This window comes from Streptomyces sp. NPDC001922 (genome assembly GCF_042891165.1).
GTDB lineage: Bacteria > Actinomycetota > Actinomycetes > Streptomycetales > Streptomycetaceae > Streptomyces.
On the sequence record NZ_JBIASV010000021.1, the window covers coordinates 1 to 15,255 of the forward strand.

General features: G+C 72.2%; 12 protein-coding genes. 7 read left to right on the forward strand and 5 right to left on the reverse strand.

Features of this window, described 5'->3' with window-relative positions:
* Window positions 1-434: 434 nt before the first annotated feature.
* Genes ACFYYR_RS30460 through ACFYYR_RS30480 form a run of 5 tightly spaced genes read right to left on the reverse strand, consistent with a single transcriptional unit; the run spans window position 435 to window position 5,991 of the window.
* Entirely contained in the window at window positions 435-1,748 is a 1,314-nt protein-coding gene (locus ACFYYR_RS30460) for a DUF58 domain-containing protein (protein WP_388860742.1), read from the reverse strand.
* Window positions 1,749-1,765: 17 nt separating this feature from the next.
* Window positions 1,766-2,731 carry an AAA family ATPase gene (locus ACFYYR_RS30465; protein WP_388860745.1) on the reverse strand — a complete coding sequence of 322 codons (966 nt, stop codon included), beginning with the start codon at window positions 2,729-2,731 and terminating at the stop codon, window positions 1,766-1,768.
* On the reverse strand, window positions 2,728-3,996 hold the full coding sequence (locus ACFYYR_RS30470; RefSeq protein WP_388860748.1) for a DUF4350 domain-containing protein: 1,269 nt from the start codon (window positions 3,994-3,996) through the stop codon (window positions 2,728-2,730). Before ACFYYR_RS30470 ends, ACFYYR_RS30465 begins: the two co-directional genes overlap by 4 nt.
* Window positions 3,993-4,664 carry a DUF4129 domain-containing protein gene (locus ACFYYR_RS30475; RefSeq protein ID WP_388860751.1) on the reverse strand — a complete coding sequence of 224 codons (672 nt, stop codon included), beginning with the start codon at window positions 4,662-4,664 and terminating at the stop codon, window positions 3,993-3,995. Before ACFYYR_RS30475 ends, ACFYYR_RS30470 begins: the two co-directional genes overlap by 4 nt.
* A gap of 22 nt (window positions 4,665-4,686) precedes the next feature.
* Window positions 4,687-5,991 (reverse strand): hypothetical protein, encoded by a 1,305-nt coding sequence (locus ACFYYR_RS30480; RefSeq protein WP_388860754.1) that lies wholly within the window; start codon window positions 5,989-5,991, stop codon window positions 4,687-4,689.
* A gap of 186 nt (window positions 5,992-6,177) precedes the next feature.
* Between ACFYYR_RS30480 and mtnA the strand changes: the two genes are divergently transcribed.
* The 7 genes from mtnA to ACFYYR_RS30515 all read left to right on the forward strand — a co-directional run bounded on the left by mtnA (window position 6,178) and on the right by ACFYYR_RS30515 (window position 15,228).
* Window positions 6,178-7,326: an S-methyl-5-thioribose-1-phosphate isomerase gene (mtnA, locus tag ACFYYR_RS30485; RefSeq protein WP_388860757.1), complete on the forward strand. Its 1,149-nt coding sequence runs from the start codon at window positions 6,178-6,180 to the stop codon at window positions 7,324-7,326.
* Window positions 7,327-7,330: 4 nt separating this feature from the next.
* On the forward strand, window positions 7,331-8,020 hold the full coding sequence (gene mtrA / locus ACFYYR_RS30490; protein WP_351515682.1) for a two-component system response regulator MtrA: 690 nt from the start codon (window positions 7,331-7,333) through the stop codon (window positions 8,018-8,020).
* 1 nt (window position 8,021) lies between these two features.
* A complete protein-coding gene (gene mtrB / locus ACFYYR_RS30495; protein ID WP_388860762.1) occupies window positions 8,022-10,064 on the forward strand; it encodes an MtrAB system histidine kinase MtrB in 2,043 nt (680 codons plus the stop codon).
* A complete protein-coding gene (locus ACFYYR_RS30500; RefSeq protein ID WP_388860765.1) occupies window positions 10,054-11,898 on the forward strand; it encodes an LpqB family beta-propeller domain-containing protein in 1,845 nt (614 codons plus the stop codon). The genes mtrB and ACFYYR_RS30500 overlap by 11 nt, the downstream gene beginning before the upstream one ends.
* 604 nt (window positions 11,899-12,502) lie before the next feature.
* Window positions 12,503-13,012, forward strand: coding sequence for a ComF family protein (locus tag ACFYYR_RS30505; RefSeq protein ID WP_388860768.1), 510 nt, complete (start codon window positions 12,503-12,505; stop codon window positions 13,010-13,012).
* A 591-nt stretch (window positions 13,013-13,603) separates the two neighbouring features.
* Complete coding sequence (gene hpf, locus ACFYYR_RS30510) at window positions 13,604-14,287, forward strand: ribosome hibernation-promoting factor, HPF/YfiA family (protein WP_388860771.1); 684 nt, start codon at window positions 13,604-13,606, stop codon at window positions 14,285-14,287.
* 197 nt (window positions 14,288-14,484) lie between these two features.
* Window positions 14,485-15,228 (forward strand): response regulator, encoded by a 744-nt coding sequence (locus ACFYYR_RS30515; RefSeq protein WP_388860774.1) that lies wholly within the window; start codon window positions 14,485-14,487, stop codon window positions 15,226-15,228.
* The last annotated feature ends 27 nt before the right edge of the window (window positions 15,229-15,255 follow it).

Genomic DNA, 15,255 nt, shown 5'->3' on the forward strand with positions numbered 1-15,255 from the left:
TGCACCCCCCCAAAAAAAATTTTTTATCGGCGTGGTCCCGGGACATTTATGGGTGCCGGGCACCACGACTTTTTTGTGTTTCCGGGGAGTTTTCCGTATTCGGATGCTCAAGGCCCTGCGTGCGAAACATGAGCTGACGGCGTACCCACTAGCCGGCTGGGGTGGAGCGCCGTCCGGCCGACGCGGAGACGCTGGAGGCCAACCGCCCGTGCCGCTCCGTCTGCCCTCCATGAGTGAAGGCCGGGCTCAGTCGGAGGCCTGCCTCGGCCGGCTGCACCTGTGACTGCAGCTCGGGGCGCCACAGCAGGAAGGCCGCCCTCTGCTCAGCGGCAAATGAGGCGGCCGGAAGTCTGACTCATCGCAGTCGAAGCGGCACATGCATGAGCCGGCGATGCACACCGGCCGGGCCGCACGGGTGGTACGGGATGCTCTGGTCAGAGGCGGCCGGCGGCCTTGAGAGCGAGATAGGCGTCCGCGAGGGCGGAGGGCAGCTCCTCGGGGGTGGCATCCACGACGCGCACGCCGTGCCGGGCGAGGCGTTCCGCGGTGCGACGGCGCTCGGACTGGGCATGCGCCCCCGCGGCGGCCTCGTACACACCGTCCAGCGAGCCGCGCGCTGCTGCCATCTCCTCGATACGGGGATCGGCCACCGAGGCCAGCAGGACCGGGTGGCGGTGCGTGAGCTGAGGGAGGACGGGCAGCAGTCCTTCTTCGACAGGGGCGGCATCGAGGCCGGTGATCAGAACGATCAGGGACCGACGGGGCGCCACCCGGAGCACGGTGGCCGCGAGCCCTCGCGCGTCGGTTTCCACCAGCTCCGGTTCGAGGGGGGCCAGGACGTTGACCAGAGCCGGGAGCAGATCGCCGGCCGCGCGCCCCTGGAGCGACGCCCGGATGCGACGGTCGTATGCGAGCAGATCGACGCGGTCTCCCGCCCGTGTGGCCAGGGTGGCCAGCAGCAGCGCCGCGTCCATGGCGGCGTCCAGCCGCGGCGCGTCGCCCACCCGCCCAGCCGAGGTCCGTCCGGTGTCGAGGACGAGCAGGATGCGTCGGTCACGTTCGGGGCGCCAGGTGCGGACGGCGACCGAGGACCGACGGGCCGTGGCCCGCCAGTCGATGGACCGGGTGTCGTCGCCGGGGACGTACTCGCGGAGGCTGTCGAACTCGGTGCCCTCGCCGCGGGTGAGGACGCTGGTGCGACCGTCGAGCTCCCGGAGGCGCGCCAGCTTGGACGGCAGGTGCTTGCGGCTGGTGAAGGGCGGCAGCACGCGAACCGTCCACGGGACCCGGTGGTGCCCCTGTCGTGCGGCCAGCCCCAGGGGGCCGAAGGAGCGGATGGTCACCCGCGCGGAAGCCTGGTCCCCACGCCTGCTGGGCCGGAGGACCGTGGTCACCCGGCGTCGCTCGCCGGGCGGGATGCTCAGCCGATGCCGGGATGCTGTGCCGTCGATGGTGCCGGTCTGCCGGCAACTGGGGGGCCAGGCGTCGCGCAGCTGGGCGCGCAGCGGCCGGGCGGACGGGTTGGCAGCGGTCAGATGCACCTGGGCCTGTTCACCGAGTCGAACTGATGTGTCACCGGTTCGGGTGAACTGGAGCGTTCGTACTGGCGCGGCGAGTGCGAGGTCGCACAGAATTGCCAATGTCAGCAGGGCATTGATGGCGACGATGCCGGTCCAGTCGGGGAGCAGAAGACCGGTGAGAAGGGCGCCGAGGGCGGCGATCAGGGCGGTGCGTCCGGTGAGGGCCATGGATCCGCTTCCGTCGGTCAGCGGGGCACGGGGACGTTGGCGAGGACCGCGGTGATCACGGAGTCCGCGGTGACGCCTTCCATCTCGGCTTCCGGTCGCAGTTGGATCCGGTGGCGGAGTGTGGGGAGAGCGAGAGCCTTCACATCGTCAGGGATGACGTAGTCGCGGCCGGTGAGCCATGCCCATGCGCGTGAGGTGGCCAGCAGGGCCGTGGCCCCGCGGGGGGACACGCCCAGGGAGAGCGAGGGGGATTCACGAGTGGCACGGCAGATATCGACGACATAGCCGGTGATCTCGGGGGACACGGTCGTCCGGGCGACGGCATCGCGGGCGGCCTCCAGATCGGCGGGCCCTGCCGCGGGGCGCAGGCCGGCCCCTTCGAGGTCACGGGGGCTGAATCCTTCGGCATGCCGGGTGAGCACGTCGATCTCGTCCTGGCGGGACGGGAGCGGCACGGTCAGTTTGAGCAGGAACCGGTCGAGCTGGGCCTCGGGGAGCGGATAGGTGCCTTCGTACTCGACCGGGTTCTGTGTGGCAGCGACGAGGAAGGGGTCGGGCAGGGGACGGGGTGTGCCGTCGACCGATACCTGGCGCTCCTCCATGGCTTCGAGGAGGGACGCCTGGGTCTTCGGTGGCGTGCGGTTGATTTCGTCCGCGAGGAGGAGGTTGGTGAAGACCGGCCCCGGCTGGAAGGAGAACTCCGCGGTGCGTGCGTCGTAGACCAGGGAACCGGTGACATCGCTGGGCATGAGGTCGGGGGTGAACTGAACACGCTTGGTGTCGAGTTCGAGCGAGGCGGCGAGGGCCCGCACGAGCAGTGTCTTCGCGACTCCGGGGACGCCCTCCAACAGCACGTGGCCGCGGCACAGCAGGGCGACGACCAGTCCGGTCACAGCGGGGTCCTGGCCGACCACGGCCTTGGCGATCTCTGTTCTCAGGGACTCCAGGGCGGAGCGGGCGCTGTCGGCGGTCGGGGCGGTCACGGAGTGCGGTCCCTTTCAGTAGGGGGCGTTGCTTCAGCCGGGGTTGGTGCGGAGTGGGGCTCCTGCCCGGTGCCGGACGTGATGCGGCGTTCCAGGGCGTCGAGGTCCTCGGGGAGGCGGACGAGCGCCCGGTCGTCCGGGGGCGGAGGGCCGAAGAGCAGAGTGGCGGCGTCCGTCGAGTGGTCGGTCAGATGCCCGGTGACTGCGGGGAGCAGCAGTTCCGGGTCATGGGCCCGGGCGGCCGGGACACCCACGAGCGGGGCGAGTCGGGAGCGTGCCGCGGAGCGGAGGGCATCGGCTGCGCGGTCGCGGGCGTCGGCTTGCCGGTAGAGGCGGGCGCGGCCCTCGGTTGCCTCCGAGGCGTGCACGGTGACCGGCAGAGGTTCGGTCACCAGGGGGCCGAGCCGGCGGGCACGCCAGAGTGCGGCGAGGGCCGCCGCGATGGCGAGCTGGAGGAATGCCCACGTCCAGCCCGCTGGGACGAGGTCGAGGAAGCTGCGGTCGTTTCCACCGGCCGCGCTGTCTCCAACGGAGGGGAGGTACCAGACGAGATGGGGCTGCGAGCCGAGGAGCTGCAGGGCGAGCGAGGCATTGCCCCGCTTCGCCAGGCGGTCGTTGTAGAGGATGTCCGGCGTCCCGAGGAGGACTGTGTCGCTGCCGTTCGCTCCGGGGATCCGGAGCAGGGTCGGCAGTCCGCGGCTGGGGTAGCAGGCGTCGGTCCCCGGGGCGGACGAGTCGTAGCGGATGCCGCCCAGTTCGGCGTCACCGGCGCGTTCGGCGGCGGCGAACGAACAGTCGGGGGGACGGATCGTCACGTCGGTGCGGGCGGCGGCCCGTACGCCGGGGGCGAAGGTGTCGGCTGGGTCGTCACCGGGGGCGAGGAGCACGGTGCGGCCGGTCGAGTCGGCCAGGGCGTTGTGCAGTCTGGTCTGCTGACGCCGGGTGAGACGGTCGGGGTCGCTCACCAGGACGGTGGTGCGGGGTCCCGCTGCGGCCAGGGCCTCCTGGGTGGTGGTCACGACCTGTGTCGTGACGCCCCGTTCGGCGAGGAGCTGGGCGACGGCCCGGCTGCCGAAGCGGTCCGCGGATCGGGGGTCGAGCCGGCCGTGCTGCTCGCCGGAGCGTACGGCGGCGAGCGCGATGCCGGCGACGACGAGGATGGTGAGGGCGATCAGCAGGCCGCGGGACCGCGTCCACAGCTGTCGGGCCGTGGGGGAGGCCGCAGTTGGGGAGGCCGCGGTGGAGGGGCCGGTGGTCTCGGTCATCCGGTGCCCCCGGTGGGGACGTCGAGCCGGGGCCTGGTCCGCTGGAGCTCGAGATCGAGGCTGCGCAGGCGCTCGTATGTGTCCGCGGTGGCGCGGCGGCCGCCGTATGTGACGTCGTCGAAGTCACGGGCCGCGGCGTGCAGGCGTTCCTCGTGGCCGGGCAGGGCCTGTCCGGCCTCGGCGGCTGCTTCGTCGGCGGTCCTGCCGGGGCGCGGCAGGAGCAGAGCGCGTTCCTCCAGGGACCGGACGAGAGCGCGCATGCTCTCCTGGACCGCCTGGTCCCATGCCTGGTCGGCGGCGTGGCGCTCGGCGGCGGCGCGATGGTCGGCCGCCGTGCGGGGCCGCTCGTCGAAGAGCGCGCCGGCGTCGGTGGGGGTGCGGCGCAGCGGGCCGAGGCGCAGCCTCAGGGCGACCACGAGGAGGACGACGGCAAGGATGATCACGACCAGGCCCACCGTCCCGCCGGGGGAGGCCCCGGAGGCGGCGGAGAGCAGGTCGCCGAGCCGGTCCCAGAACCAGTCCAGGGCCCGTTGGAACAGGCCTGGCTCGTGCTCCTGGTACCTGGGGTCGGAGAGTTCCCGCTCGGCTGCTTCCCGGGCCGGGGCGCGCGGGATCGTCACCGGTACGTCGTCGTCTCCGCGGCCGGTCAGCAGTCGGGCCGCGGTCATGCCCCCCGTCGCGATCACCGCATCAGCCCCCCGGCGTGGCGTTGTGCGCCTGGGCAGCCGGGGGCTGTTGCTGAGGGCCGTTCTCGGGAGTTCCGGCGGCGCGGATCAGCTCCAGGTCGAGCGCCTCGCGCCGGATGCGCTGGTCCATGTAGAGGAGGGCCGTGACTCCGGCGCTGATCGGGAAGGTGATGGTCGAGCTGATCACCGAGCCGATGCCGACGACGATCAGGAAGGTCCAGCTGGTGGTGGTGTTCTCCCCGGTCAGCCAGTCCATGGCGCCCTCGCCGCCGACGATCATGGCGATGATGCTGGTGACGATCTCGATGGCTGCGCCGACACAGAAGATCAGGACCAGGGTGAGCAGCTGGATGCCGAAGATGCGCCACCAGGCACCGCGGACGAGCTTCGCGGAGCGGCGCATCGAGGCGATCACCCCTTGCCGTTCGAGGATGAGAGCGGGGGCGGCGAGGCTGTAGCGGATCCAGATCCAGACCGCTCCCGCCAGGGCCGCGAAGGCGCCGAGCACCATGAACGCGGCTGCGGCGGCCCGGCTTCCGCCGACGGCGAGGATGAGACCGGGGGCCAACGCCAAGGCCGCCACGGCGGCGACGAGCAGCGGCAGCAGGAAGAGCAGGCCGAAGAGCCGGGGCAGCTGGCCGCGGGCGCTGCGCCAGGCGTCGCCGGTGGACACGGACCGCCCGAGGACGGCGCGGCTGACGACCATGGTGAGCATCGCGGTGGCGATGATCGTGCCGAGCACGCTGATCAGCCAGGTGACGCCACTGCCGGCGAGGGTGCCGCCGACGGCGTCCAGCGTCTCGTCGAACGTCGGGTTCGGGTTCTTCTCCAGCCCTTGGAGGCTGCCCGAGCCGCGGAACCAGAGGCCGGTCGTCAGTGTGGACGCGGTCTGCGTCACGACGGCGACGACCAGGGAGATGCCGAGGACAGTCCGCCAGTGCGCGCGCATGGTGGAGACCGCGCCGTCGAGGATCTCGCCGACACCGAGCGGGCGCAGCGGGATGATGCCGGGCTTGGCCGCGGCGGGGGGCTGGGCCCAGCCGGAGTTCCAGCCGGGTTGCGGGCCTCCGTGGCTCGGGCTGCCCCAGCCGGGAGCGCCGCCGGTGCCCGGCGCGGCGCCGGGCGGGGCCGGCGCGGTCCACTGGCCGGGGGGCGGTTGCTGCTGGGACCAGTTCACCGGAGGTGCGCCGCGGTCCTCGGGAGCCGATGGGCCCTGACCCTCTGCGTCGGGCCGGTTGCCGGAGCCGCTCCGGGCCGGCTCGTCGGAGGGGGAGGATCCGGGCGAAGCCCAGCCCGGAGAGTCGTTCATCATCGCTCCTTCACGGTGCCCGTCCGCGGTCTCGACTGGGCTCATGCGGCAGGGGGATGCCCCCTGGGTCGAGCACAGCAACGGCCGGTTCGCTGCCATCGTGCCACGGTGCCCCCGAGTTCGTACCGTGCCCTGTACCCGGCGTGCACCTTCAAATACCCCTGCCGGACGGGGCAGACTGGGCGGATGGCTGATCAGGACGCGGTACCTCCCGTAGTTGCTGCACCACCCGCTGTTCCCGCTCTGCGCTGGGACGAGCCGCCCGAGGGGCCCGTCGTGGTGCTCCTCGACCAGACGCGGCTTCCCGCGGAGGAGGTCGAGCTCGTCTGCACCGATGTGCCGGCGCTGGTGGAGGCGATACGGACGCTCGCCGTGCGCGGGGCCCCGCTGCTCGGCATCGCCGGGGCCTACGGGGTGGCGCTGGCCGCGGTGCGCGGCTACGACGTGGACGAGGCGGCGGAGCTGCTGGCCCACGCCCGCCCGACGGCGGTCAACCTGAGCTACGGGGTACGCCGGGCCGCGCAGGCCCACCGGAGAGCTCTCGAGGAGGGGCGGGACCGCGAGGGAGCCGCCGCGGCGGTGCTCGCCGAGGCCCGGGCCCTCCACCGGGAGGACGCCGAGGCGAGCGAGCGGATGGCGGAGCACGGGCTGGCGCTCCTCAAGGAGCTGGTGCCGGGTGGCGGGCACCGCCTCCTCACGCACTGCAACACGGGCGCGCTGGTGTCCGGCGGCAACGGCACCGCGTTCGCGGTGGCGCGGGCCTCCCACCGGGCCGGTGAGCTGCGGCGGCTGTGGGTCGACGAGACCCGGCCGCTGCTGCAGGGCGCCCGGCTGACCGCCTACGAGGCGGCGCGCAGCGGGATGGCGTACACCCTGCTCACGGACAATGCCGCGGGTTCGCTCCTGGCCGCCGGTGAGGTGGATGCCGTGCTCATCGGCGCCGACCGGATCGCGGCCGACGGCTCCGTCGCGAACAAGGTGGGCAGCTACCCGCTCGCCGTGCTGGCCCGCTACCACCATGTGCCGTTCATCGTGGTCGCCCCGATCACGACGGTGGACCTCGGCACCCCGGACGGGACGGCGATAGAGGTGGAGCAGCGACCCGGCCATGAGGTGACGGAGATCACACCTCCGGGTGTTTCGGGTGCGACTTCGGAGGCGGGTAACGGGATACCGGTGGCGCCGCTCGGGACGACGGCGTACAACCCCGCATTCGACGTCACGCCACCGGAGTTGGTGTCCGCGATCGTCACGGAGCGCGGGGTGGTTTCCCCGGTCACGGAAGCGGGGCTCGCCGAGCTGTGCGCCAGGTCACGCCAGGTAACGATTAGCTAATGGGATGATGTCGATTATGAAAGGACGCGTCCTGGTCGTCGACGACGACACCGCACTGGCAGAGATGCTCGGCATCGTGCTGCGCGGCGAAGGCTTTGAACCGTCGTTCGTTTCCGACGGGGACAAGGCGCTTGCCGCCTTCCGCGAGGCCAAGCCGGACCTGGTGCTGCTCGATCTGATGCTGCCCGGCAGGGACGGCATCGAGGTCTGCCGGCTCATCCGTGCCGAGTCCGGCGTGCCGATCGTCATGCTGACCGCGAAGAGCGACACGGTCGACGTGGTGGTCGGACTGGAGTCCGGCGCGGACGACTACATCGTCAAGCCGTTCAAGCCCAAGGAACTCGTCGCACGGATCCGGGCACGGCTGCGCCGGTCCGAGGAGCCTGCGCCGGAGCAGCTCGCCATCGGGGACCTGGTGATCGACGTCGCCGGCCACTCGGTGAAGCGGAACGGCCAGTCGATCGCGCTGACGCCGCTGGAGTTCGATCTTCTCGTGGCGCTCGCCCGGAAGCCCTGGCAGGTCTTCACCCGCGAGGTGCTGCTGGAGCAGGTCTGGGGCTACCGGCACGCGGCGGACACCCGGCTGGTCAACGTGCATGTGCAGCGGCTGCGCTCGAAGGTCGAGAAGGACCCCGAGCGTCCGGAGATCGTGGTGACCGTGCGCGGTGTCGGCTACAAGGCCGGACCGGGCTGACATGTCCGGGAACGGCGCCGCTCCGGAGTCCGGAGTTCCGGGGACCGGGTCCCCGGAGGACGTGCGTGAGGGGCGGCCCGTCCCCCCGGTGGGCCGGATTTCCGTGTTCGAACGCTTCTGGCAGGGCGGCAACCTCCTGCAGGACGGTGCACCGGGCGGCCCGGTGCACCCGGTGCTGCGGCTCCTGGTGCGCTGGGTCCGCAGGCCGCTGCTGCCGGCGGTGCGGCTCTGGCGGCGCAACATCCAGCTGCGGGTCGTCGCCACGACCCTGCTGATGTCGCTCGGCGTGGTGCTGCTGCTCGGCGTGGTCGTCATCGGCCAGGTCCGCAACGGGCTCCAGGACGCCAAGCAGGGAGCGGCGCAGAGCCAGGCCGCGGGCGGATTCAACGTGGCCCGGGAGAAGGCCGACACGGACGGACGGGGCCAGAACGGCGGACCGGTCGGCAGCCGGGCGGCGCAGAACTCCAGCGAGTGGCTGACCGACCTCGTGCAGCAGCTCGGCAGTGGCGGGCAGGGCGTGTACACGGTGATGGCGCTCAGCTCCGACACCGAGCAGCCGTTCGTGGACGACAGCCGTGGCACCCGTGCCCCGCGCGCATCCGGTGTGGTGGACCCGGAGCGGAGTGTGCCGGAGGAGCTGCGGCGCTCCCTCGACGCGGAGCCCGGTACCTACGAGCAGCACACCCGCATCTTCCGTGGCGCCGGTGACGGCGGAGAGCCCGCGCTGGCCATCGGCAAGCAGCTGAACGACGTCAACGGTCACCCGTACCAGCTGTACTACCTCTTCCCGTTCACCCAGGAGGAGAAGTCCCTGAGCCTGGTGAAGGGGACGCTCGCCACCGCAGGGGTCTTCGTCGTGGTGCTGCTCGGTGCCATCGCCTGGCTGGTGGTGCGGCAGGTCGTCACCCCCGTACGGATGGCGGCGGGGATCTCCGAGCGGCTCGCGGCGGGCCGTCTGCAGGAGCGGATGAAGGTCACCGGGGAGGACGACATCGCCCGGCTCGGCGAGGCCTTCAACAAGATGGCGCAGAACCTCCAGATCAAGATCCAGCAGCTGGAGGAGCTGTCCCGGATGCAGCGTCGCTTCGTCTCCGACGTCTCGCACGAGCTGCGGACGCCGCTGACGACGGTGCGGATGGCCGCGGATGTCATCCACGAGGTGCGGGACGACTTCGACCCGGCGACCAAGCGGTCCGCGGAACTGCTGCGCGGCCAGCTCGACCGGTTCGAGTCGCTGCTCTCGGACCTGCTGGAGATCAGCCGGTTCGATGCCGGCGCGGCCGCCCTGGAGGCGGCCCCGGTGGACCTGCGGGACATCGTCCAGCGCGTCATCGAAGGGGCCGAGCCGCTCGCCGAGCGCAAGGGCGGCCGGATCGTGGTGCGCGGCGACGAGCGGCCCGTGATGGTCGAGGCGGACGCCCGGCGCGTGGAGCGGGTGGTGCGCAACCTGGTCGTCAACGCGGTCGAGCACGGCGAGGGCCGTGACGTGGTGGTGCGGCTCGCCGCGGCGGGAGGCGCCGTGGCGGTCGCCGTGCGGGACTACGGCGTGGGTCTGAAGCCCGGTGAGGCGACCCGGGTCTTCAACCGCTTCTGGCGGGCGGACCCGGCGCGGGCGCGCACCACCGGAGGCACCGGTCTCGGGCTCTCCATCGCGGTCGAGGACGCCCGGTTGCACGGCGGGTGGCTGCAGGCGTGGGGTGAGCCCGGTGGCGGTTCGCAGTTCCGGCTGACCCTGCCCCGTACGGCGGGTGACGCCCTGCGCGGCTCGCCGATTCCGCTGGAGCCGGAGGACTCCCGGCGCAACCGCGGGCTGAACGACGCGGGCCTGCCGAACGGCGGCCCGGGGCGGACGCCCCCCGTCCCTTCCCAGCCGCGGACCCCGGCAGCCCCCACCGCCGATCCGGCCGCGCTGCCCGGGAACGGCGCACGGGTGGTGCCCCGGGGAGGGGGCGCACCGGACGGATCCGCGCCGCCGGGTGGCGCGCAGCGACCGATGCAGCAGGACAACCGACCCGAGCGGGAGGGCGGGCCTCGTGGGCTCTGACCGGCACACCAACCGTCGATGGCGCCCCCTGCGGGCCTTCGCCCTGCTCGGCTGCGGAGCTCTGGTGGCAACGGGCTGCGCGTCCATGCCGGACAGCGGTGAGGTCCACCGGGTCGACGCCTCGCAGCGGGCGGACGCCGACGCGCAGGTGCGCGTGTTCGGGGTGCCGCCCCGGTCGGGCGAGCAGCCGAACGAGATCGTCAAGGGCTTCCTCGAGGCGACGACGAGCGACGAGGTGGACTTCAAGACCGCGCGCCTCTACCTCACCAAGGAGGCGTCGAAGAACTGGAAGCCCTTCTCCAGGACCACGGTGCTCCAGGACGGGCCGATCCCGCGTACGGACGTGCCCGCCGGGGAGCAGGCCGCCCGCGGCGAGGGCGCGACGGCCGAGCTCTCCGGCAAGCAGGTCGCCACCGTCGACCAGAAGCAGGCGTACACCCCGGGCGGGGGCGCCTACCGGACGACGATCCACCTCACGAAGGTGGGCGGCGAATGGCGCATCGACGTCCCGCCGGACGGCTTGGTGCTGGGCAAGGCGGACTTCGAGCGGATCTACCGGTCGGTCAACAAGTACTACTTCGCGCGGACCGATCCGGACGAGAAGGCGGCAGGGGCGCAGAAGGAGGTGCTGGTCGCCGATCCGGTGTATCTGCGCCGCCGGATAGATCCGCTGACCTCGACGGTGAACGCGCTGCTCCAGGGCCCCACCCAGTGGCTGAGCCGGGTCGTCGGTACCACCTTCCCGCGCGGCACGGCGGTGGTGGACGACACGCTGTCCCTGGACGATTCGAACGGTCTGCGGGTCCGGCTCAACGACCGGGCGGCGCGGGTCGCGGCACCGCAGTGCGACCGGATGGCGGCGCAGCTGCTGTACACCGTCCAGGACCAGGCGTCGGCGAAGATCAGCAGAGTGGAGCTGGCCCGCAAGGACGGCAGCGAGCTGTGCGTGCTGAAGCCGGGCGAGGCCGCCGCCTACGCACCGGCGGGCCTCAGGACCCACTCCGAGCACCAGTACTTCGTCGACTCCGAGCACCGGCTGGCGAGCTTGTCCGACGGCAGCGACGAGCCGAGCCGGGTGGAGGGACCGTTCGGGGACGGTTCGGTCCAGCTGGGGGCGGTGGGCGTCGACCGCAGCGAGCGTTTCGCGGCGGGGGTCTCCCTGGACGGCCGGTCGCTGTACGTGGCGCCCATGAGCTCGGGGGCCGAGCAGGGCGAGGCGAGGCTGCACAGCTCGGCCAAGCGCGAGCGGGACGCCCTGACGGCGCCCAGCTGGGACGGGAACGGCAATCTGTGGGTCGCCGACCGTGACCCGGACCGCCCGCGCCTGCTGCGGCTGTCCGCCGGGACCGGAAAGCCCGAGGAGGTCGAGGTGCCCGCGCTCGGCGACGGACGGATCGAGGGCCTGCGGGTCTCCTCGGACGGCGTGCGCATCGCCCTGCTGGTCACCCGGGACGGGCACACCTCGCTGGAGCTGGGGCGCGTCGAGCGGACCGAGACCCGCGGGGGCGAGGTGTCGCTCCTGGTGAGAGACCTGCGTTCGGTGGCACCGCAGCTGCAGCACGTGAAGGCCGCGTCCTGGGCCGGCAGCAGTCGGCTGGTCGTGGTCGGCACGGAGGCCGGAGGTGTCCAGCAGCTGCAGTACGTGGAGACCGACGGTTCGTCCTCCAACACTCCGACGCTGCCCGGCATCAACGACGTCCGGGCCGTCGCGGCCTCCGAGGACAAGAACAAGCCGCTGATGGCCCATTCGAGTGACGGGATCGTCCGGCTGCCGCTGGACGCCAACTGGAAGCTGGTCACCCGGAAGGGTTCCGCGCCGGTCTATCCGGGTTGACGGGCATCCCTCTCCGCCCCCGGCCGGGCGCCTGTCCCGGCCGGGGCGACCCCCGTCCTGCCGTGCTGCGGTCCTGCCCCGGTCGGGCTGCGTGACCTCCGCAGGTCACAGGGCGATCCCCGCTGGTCGGGGATGTCTCCGAAGGTCGGAGCGGTTCAGGGATGTCGGAGTGATCCCCACGGGCCGGCACCGATCCCCGCAGGCCAGGGGCCGTGACTGACGGTCGGGGGACGCCGGGGACACGCGCGCGCAGGTGTCCGCCTCGCTCACCCTGCCCACCTTGCCGACCTCGTCGACCTCGTCGACGGGCCTGGGCACGGTCGGCGGCGGAGCCTGTGCGGTGCACCGGCCGGCGGCCCCGAGGAGAGGGGCGGCCGGGTTGTCCACAGGGCTGGTGCGGTCGGGCCCGACCGGTCACCGTGGAGCCATGCGGGGATGGTGGGCGGAGATCTCGGGGCTGGTGCTGCCGGTCGGCTGCGCGGGCTGCGGACATCCACGGGTGGTGCTGTGCGACCGGTGCCGGTCGGCTCTGAGCGGCCGTCGGTCACGCAGAGTGCGCCCCACGCCGGTCCCGGCGGGGCTGCCGCCGGTCCATGCTGCGGCGGTGTACGCGGACGAGGTGCGGGCCGTGCTGCTCGCCCACAAGGAGAGGGGCGCCCTGGGGCTGGCACGGCCGCTGGGCGGTGCCCTCGCCGGGGCGATCCGGGCCGGATGCGGACCGCCGGACGGCAGGGGGCTGCTGATCGTTCCGGTGCCCTCGGCCCGGCGTGCCGTGGCGGCCCGCGGCCACGACCCGACCCGCCGGATCGCCTTCGCGGCAGCGTGTGAGCTGCGGCGCGAGCGCCGCCCCGCGCGGGTGCTGGCGCTGCTCCGGCAACGGCGCACGGTGGCCGACCAGGCGGGGCTCACCGGCCCGCAGCGCCGCGCGAATCTCGCGGGCGCCCTGATGGTCGCGGGCGGGTCCGCCAGGCTGCTCCGGGCCGCTCCTGCGGTCCTGGTGGACGACCTGATGACGACGGGGGCGTCGCTGGCGGCGGCAGCCGAAGCGGTGGCGGAGGCGGGCGGCCGGGTGGTGGCGGCAGCGGTGGTCGCCGGCCCGCTCGGAGCGTGCTGACCCGCTGCCTGCTGCCCATCCCGGGGCAGAGCGCCCCTCGTCGGCGCGGCCTCCCGGTGCGCGGCCGAGGGAGCCCTCGCCGGTGCGCCTCCCGCCGCACGGGCTTCCGACGGGTGCGCCTCGGACCGCCGGCCGGGGAGCGTCGTGGACCGTTCGCCCGGAGTGTCCGGAGGGTGTGGGTCCTGTGGTGGAACTGGCGGAGAACGCCCAGCGTTGCAGGGGTGAGAGCGGAATGACTCCGGAACCGAGGTACGCGCCGGTAGGGGGTGCCGACAACTGTCGGGTGGAGCTATGTTCGGTGTGAGGAATGGCGGAGGCTATGCCTTATATGTCGGACAAGCGTGCTTCATACTTCGGACGAGCGTGCTTAGGGACTTTTCCGCCGTCCCTGAAGTCGATGGGGTGAAACCCTGCCGACTGGGGAGGAGGAGGTGAAAGTCGCAGCGCCGCGACTCCGGACGACGCCCCGGCTTCGTGGCGGTGCAGCAGACGCAGTGCCGACGGTTCCTCCCGTTGCGGGGAACCCGCCGGCCCCAGGCAAGAGGGATGTGCTCCGCCTCCGGGCGGGGCGATCCGGGAACGGAGTTCTGCGTGGACATCGTCGTCAAGGGCCGCAAGACCGAGGTGCCCGAGCGCTTCCGTAAGCACGTGGCCGAGAAGCTGAAGCTGGACAAGATCCAGAAGCTCGACGGCAAGGTGATCAGCCTCGACGTCGAGGTGTCCAAGGAACACAATCCCCGTCAGGCCGACCGCGCCGACCGCGTGGAGATCACGCTGGTGTCGCGCGGCCCCGTGATCCGGGCGGAGGCTTCGGCCGCCGACCCGTACGCCGCACTCGACGCGGCGACGAACAGGCTCGAAGCCCAGTTGCGCAAGCAGGCCGACAAGCGCCGCGTACACCGCGGCGGCGGCCGGACGCCGATGAGCGTCGCAGCCGCCACCGCCCCCCTCGCCGCAGCCCTCAACGGCGAGACGCCGACCGCGAACGTCGAGGAAGGCGTGCCCACGACGAGGATGGGCTCGCTGGAGGTACAGGGCGAAGGCCCGCTGGTCGTCCGTGAGAAGACCCACGCCGCGGCACCGATGAGCCTCGACCAGGCGCTCTACGAAATGGAGCTGGTCGGGCACGACTTCTACCTCTTCGTCGACTCCGAAACCAAGCAGCCGAGCGTGGTCTACCGGCGTCACGCCTACGACTACGGCGTCATTCATCTGGAGCACGACCCGCTGGTCGCCGAGGCACCGCACGGCGCCGGCGGGGCACTCGGCGGCTGACGGCAGGCCGACGCACCACACGACTCGATGCCCCCGGGAGCGCCTGTGCGCCCCCGGGGGCATCACTGTGCGCCCACGGGAGCGCCCCACTGCCGACCGGGCATGAAATCATGACGACCGCGGCCAACCCGTGTTCCACGGAGTGCGGTTGGCGGCAGGGCACGCAACCAAGGCCACGGCCTTCAGGGGGAGGAACGATGGCGCACAGCTTCGGGCCCGGTTCCGACGAGGACGGCCAGGGAGTCGTCGGGGCGGGTGCGGACACGGAGGGGGCACGCAAGGAGCCCATCCGGGTCCTCGTGGTGGACGACCACGCCCTCTTCCGCCGTGGTCTGGAGATCGTCCTCGCCCAGGAGGAGGACATCCAGGTCATCGGCGAGGCAGGGGACGGCGCCGAGGCGGTGGAGAAGGCGGCCGACCTGCTGCCCGACATCGTGCTGATGGACGTACGGATGCCCAAGCGGGGCGGTATCGAGGCCTGTACCTCCATCAAGGAGGTGGCCCCCAGCGCGAAGATCATCATGCTGACGATCAGCGACGAGGAGGCCGATCTCTACGACGCGATCAAGGCGGGGGCCACCGGCTATCTGCTCAAGGAGATCTCCACCGACGAGGTCGCCACCGCCATTCGCGCGGTCGCCGACGGCCAGTCGCAGATCAGTCCGTCCATGGCCTCCAAGCTGCTGACCGAGTTCAAGTCGATGATCCAGCGCACCGATGAGCGGCGCCTGGTGCCCGCGCCCCGGCTGACCGACCGTGAACTCGAGGTGCTCAAACTCGTCGCGACGGGCATGAACAACCGTGACATCGCGAAGGAGTTGTTCATCAGCGAGAACACGGTGAAGAACCACGTCCGGAACATCCTGGAGAAGCTCCAGCTGCACTCCCGGATGGAGGCGGTCGTGTACGCGATGCGGGAGAAGATCCTCGAAATCAGGTAGGGCGTGACCGGGGAGCACGCCGGGATC

Coding starts and splice junctions, on each gene's coding strand:
- ACFYYR_RS30460 (WP_388860742.1), bottom strand. CDS start 1,748: ATGGCCCTCACCGGACGCACCGCCCTGATCGCCGCCCTCGGCGCCCTT.
- ACFYYR_RS30470 (WP_388860748.1), bottom strand. CDS start 3,996: ATGACCGAGACCACCGGCCCCTCCACCGCGGCCTCCCCAACTGCGGCC.
- ACFYYR_RS30475 (WP_388860751.1), bottom strand. CDS start 4,664: ATGACCGCGGCCCGACTGCTGACCGGCCGCGGAGACGACGACGTACCG.
- ACFYYR_RS30480 (WP_388860754.1), bottom strand. CDS start 5,991: ATGAACGACTCTCCGGGCTGGGCTTCGCCCGGATCCTCCCCCTCCGAC.
- mtnA (WP_388860757.1), top strand. CDS start 6,178: ATGGCTGATCAGGACGCGGTACCTCCCGTAGTTGCTGCACCACCCGCT.
- mtrA (WP_351515682.1), top strand. CDS start 7,331: ATGATGTCGATTATGAAAGGACGCGTCCTGGTCGTCGACGACGACACC.
- mtrB (WP_388860762.1), top strand. CDS start 8,022: ATGTCCGGGAACGGCGCCGCTCCGGAGTCCGGAGTTCCGGGGACCGGG.
- ACFYYR_RS30515 (WP_388860774.1), top strand. CDS start 14,485: ATGGCGCACAGCTTCGGGCCCGGTTCCGACGAGGACGGCCAGGGAGTC.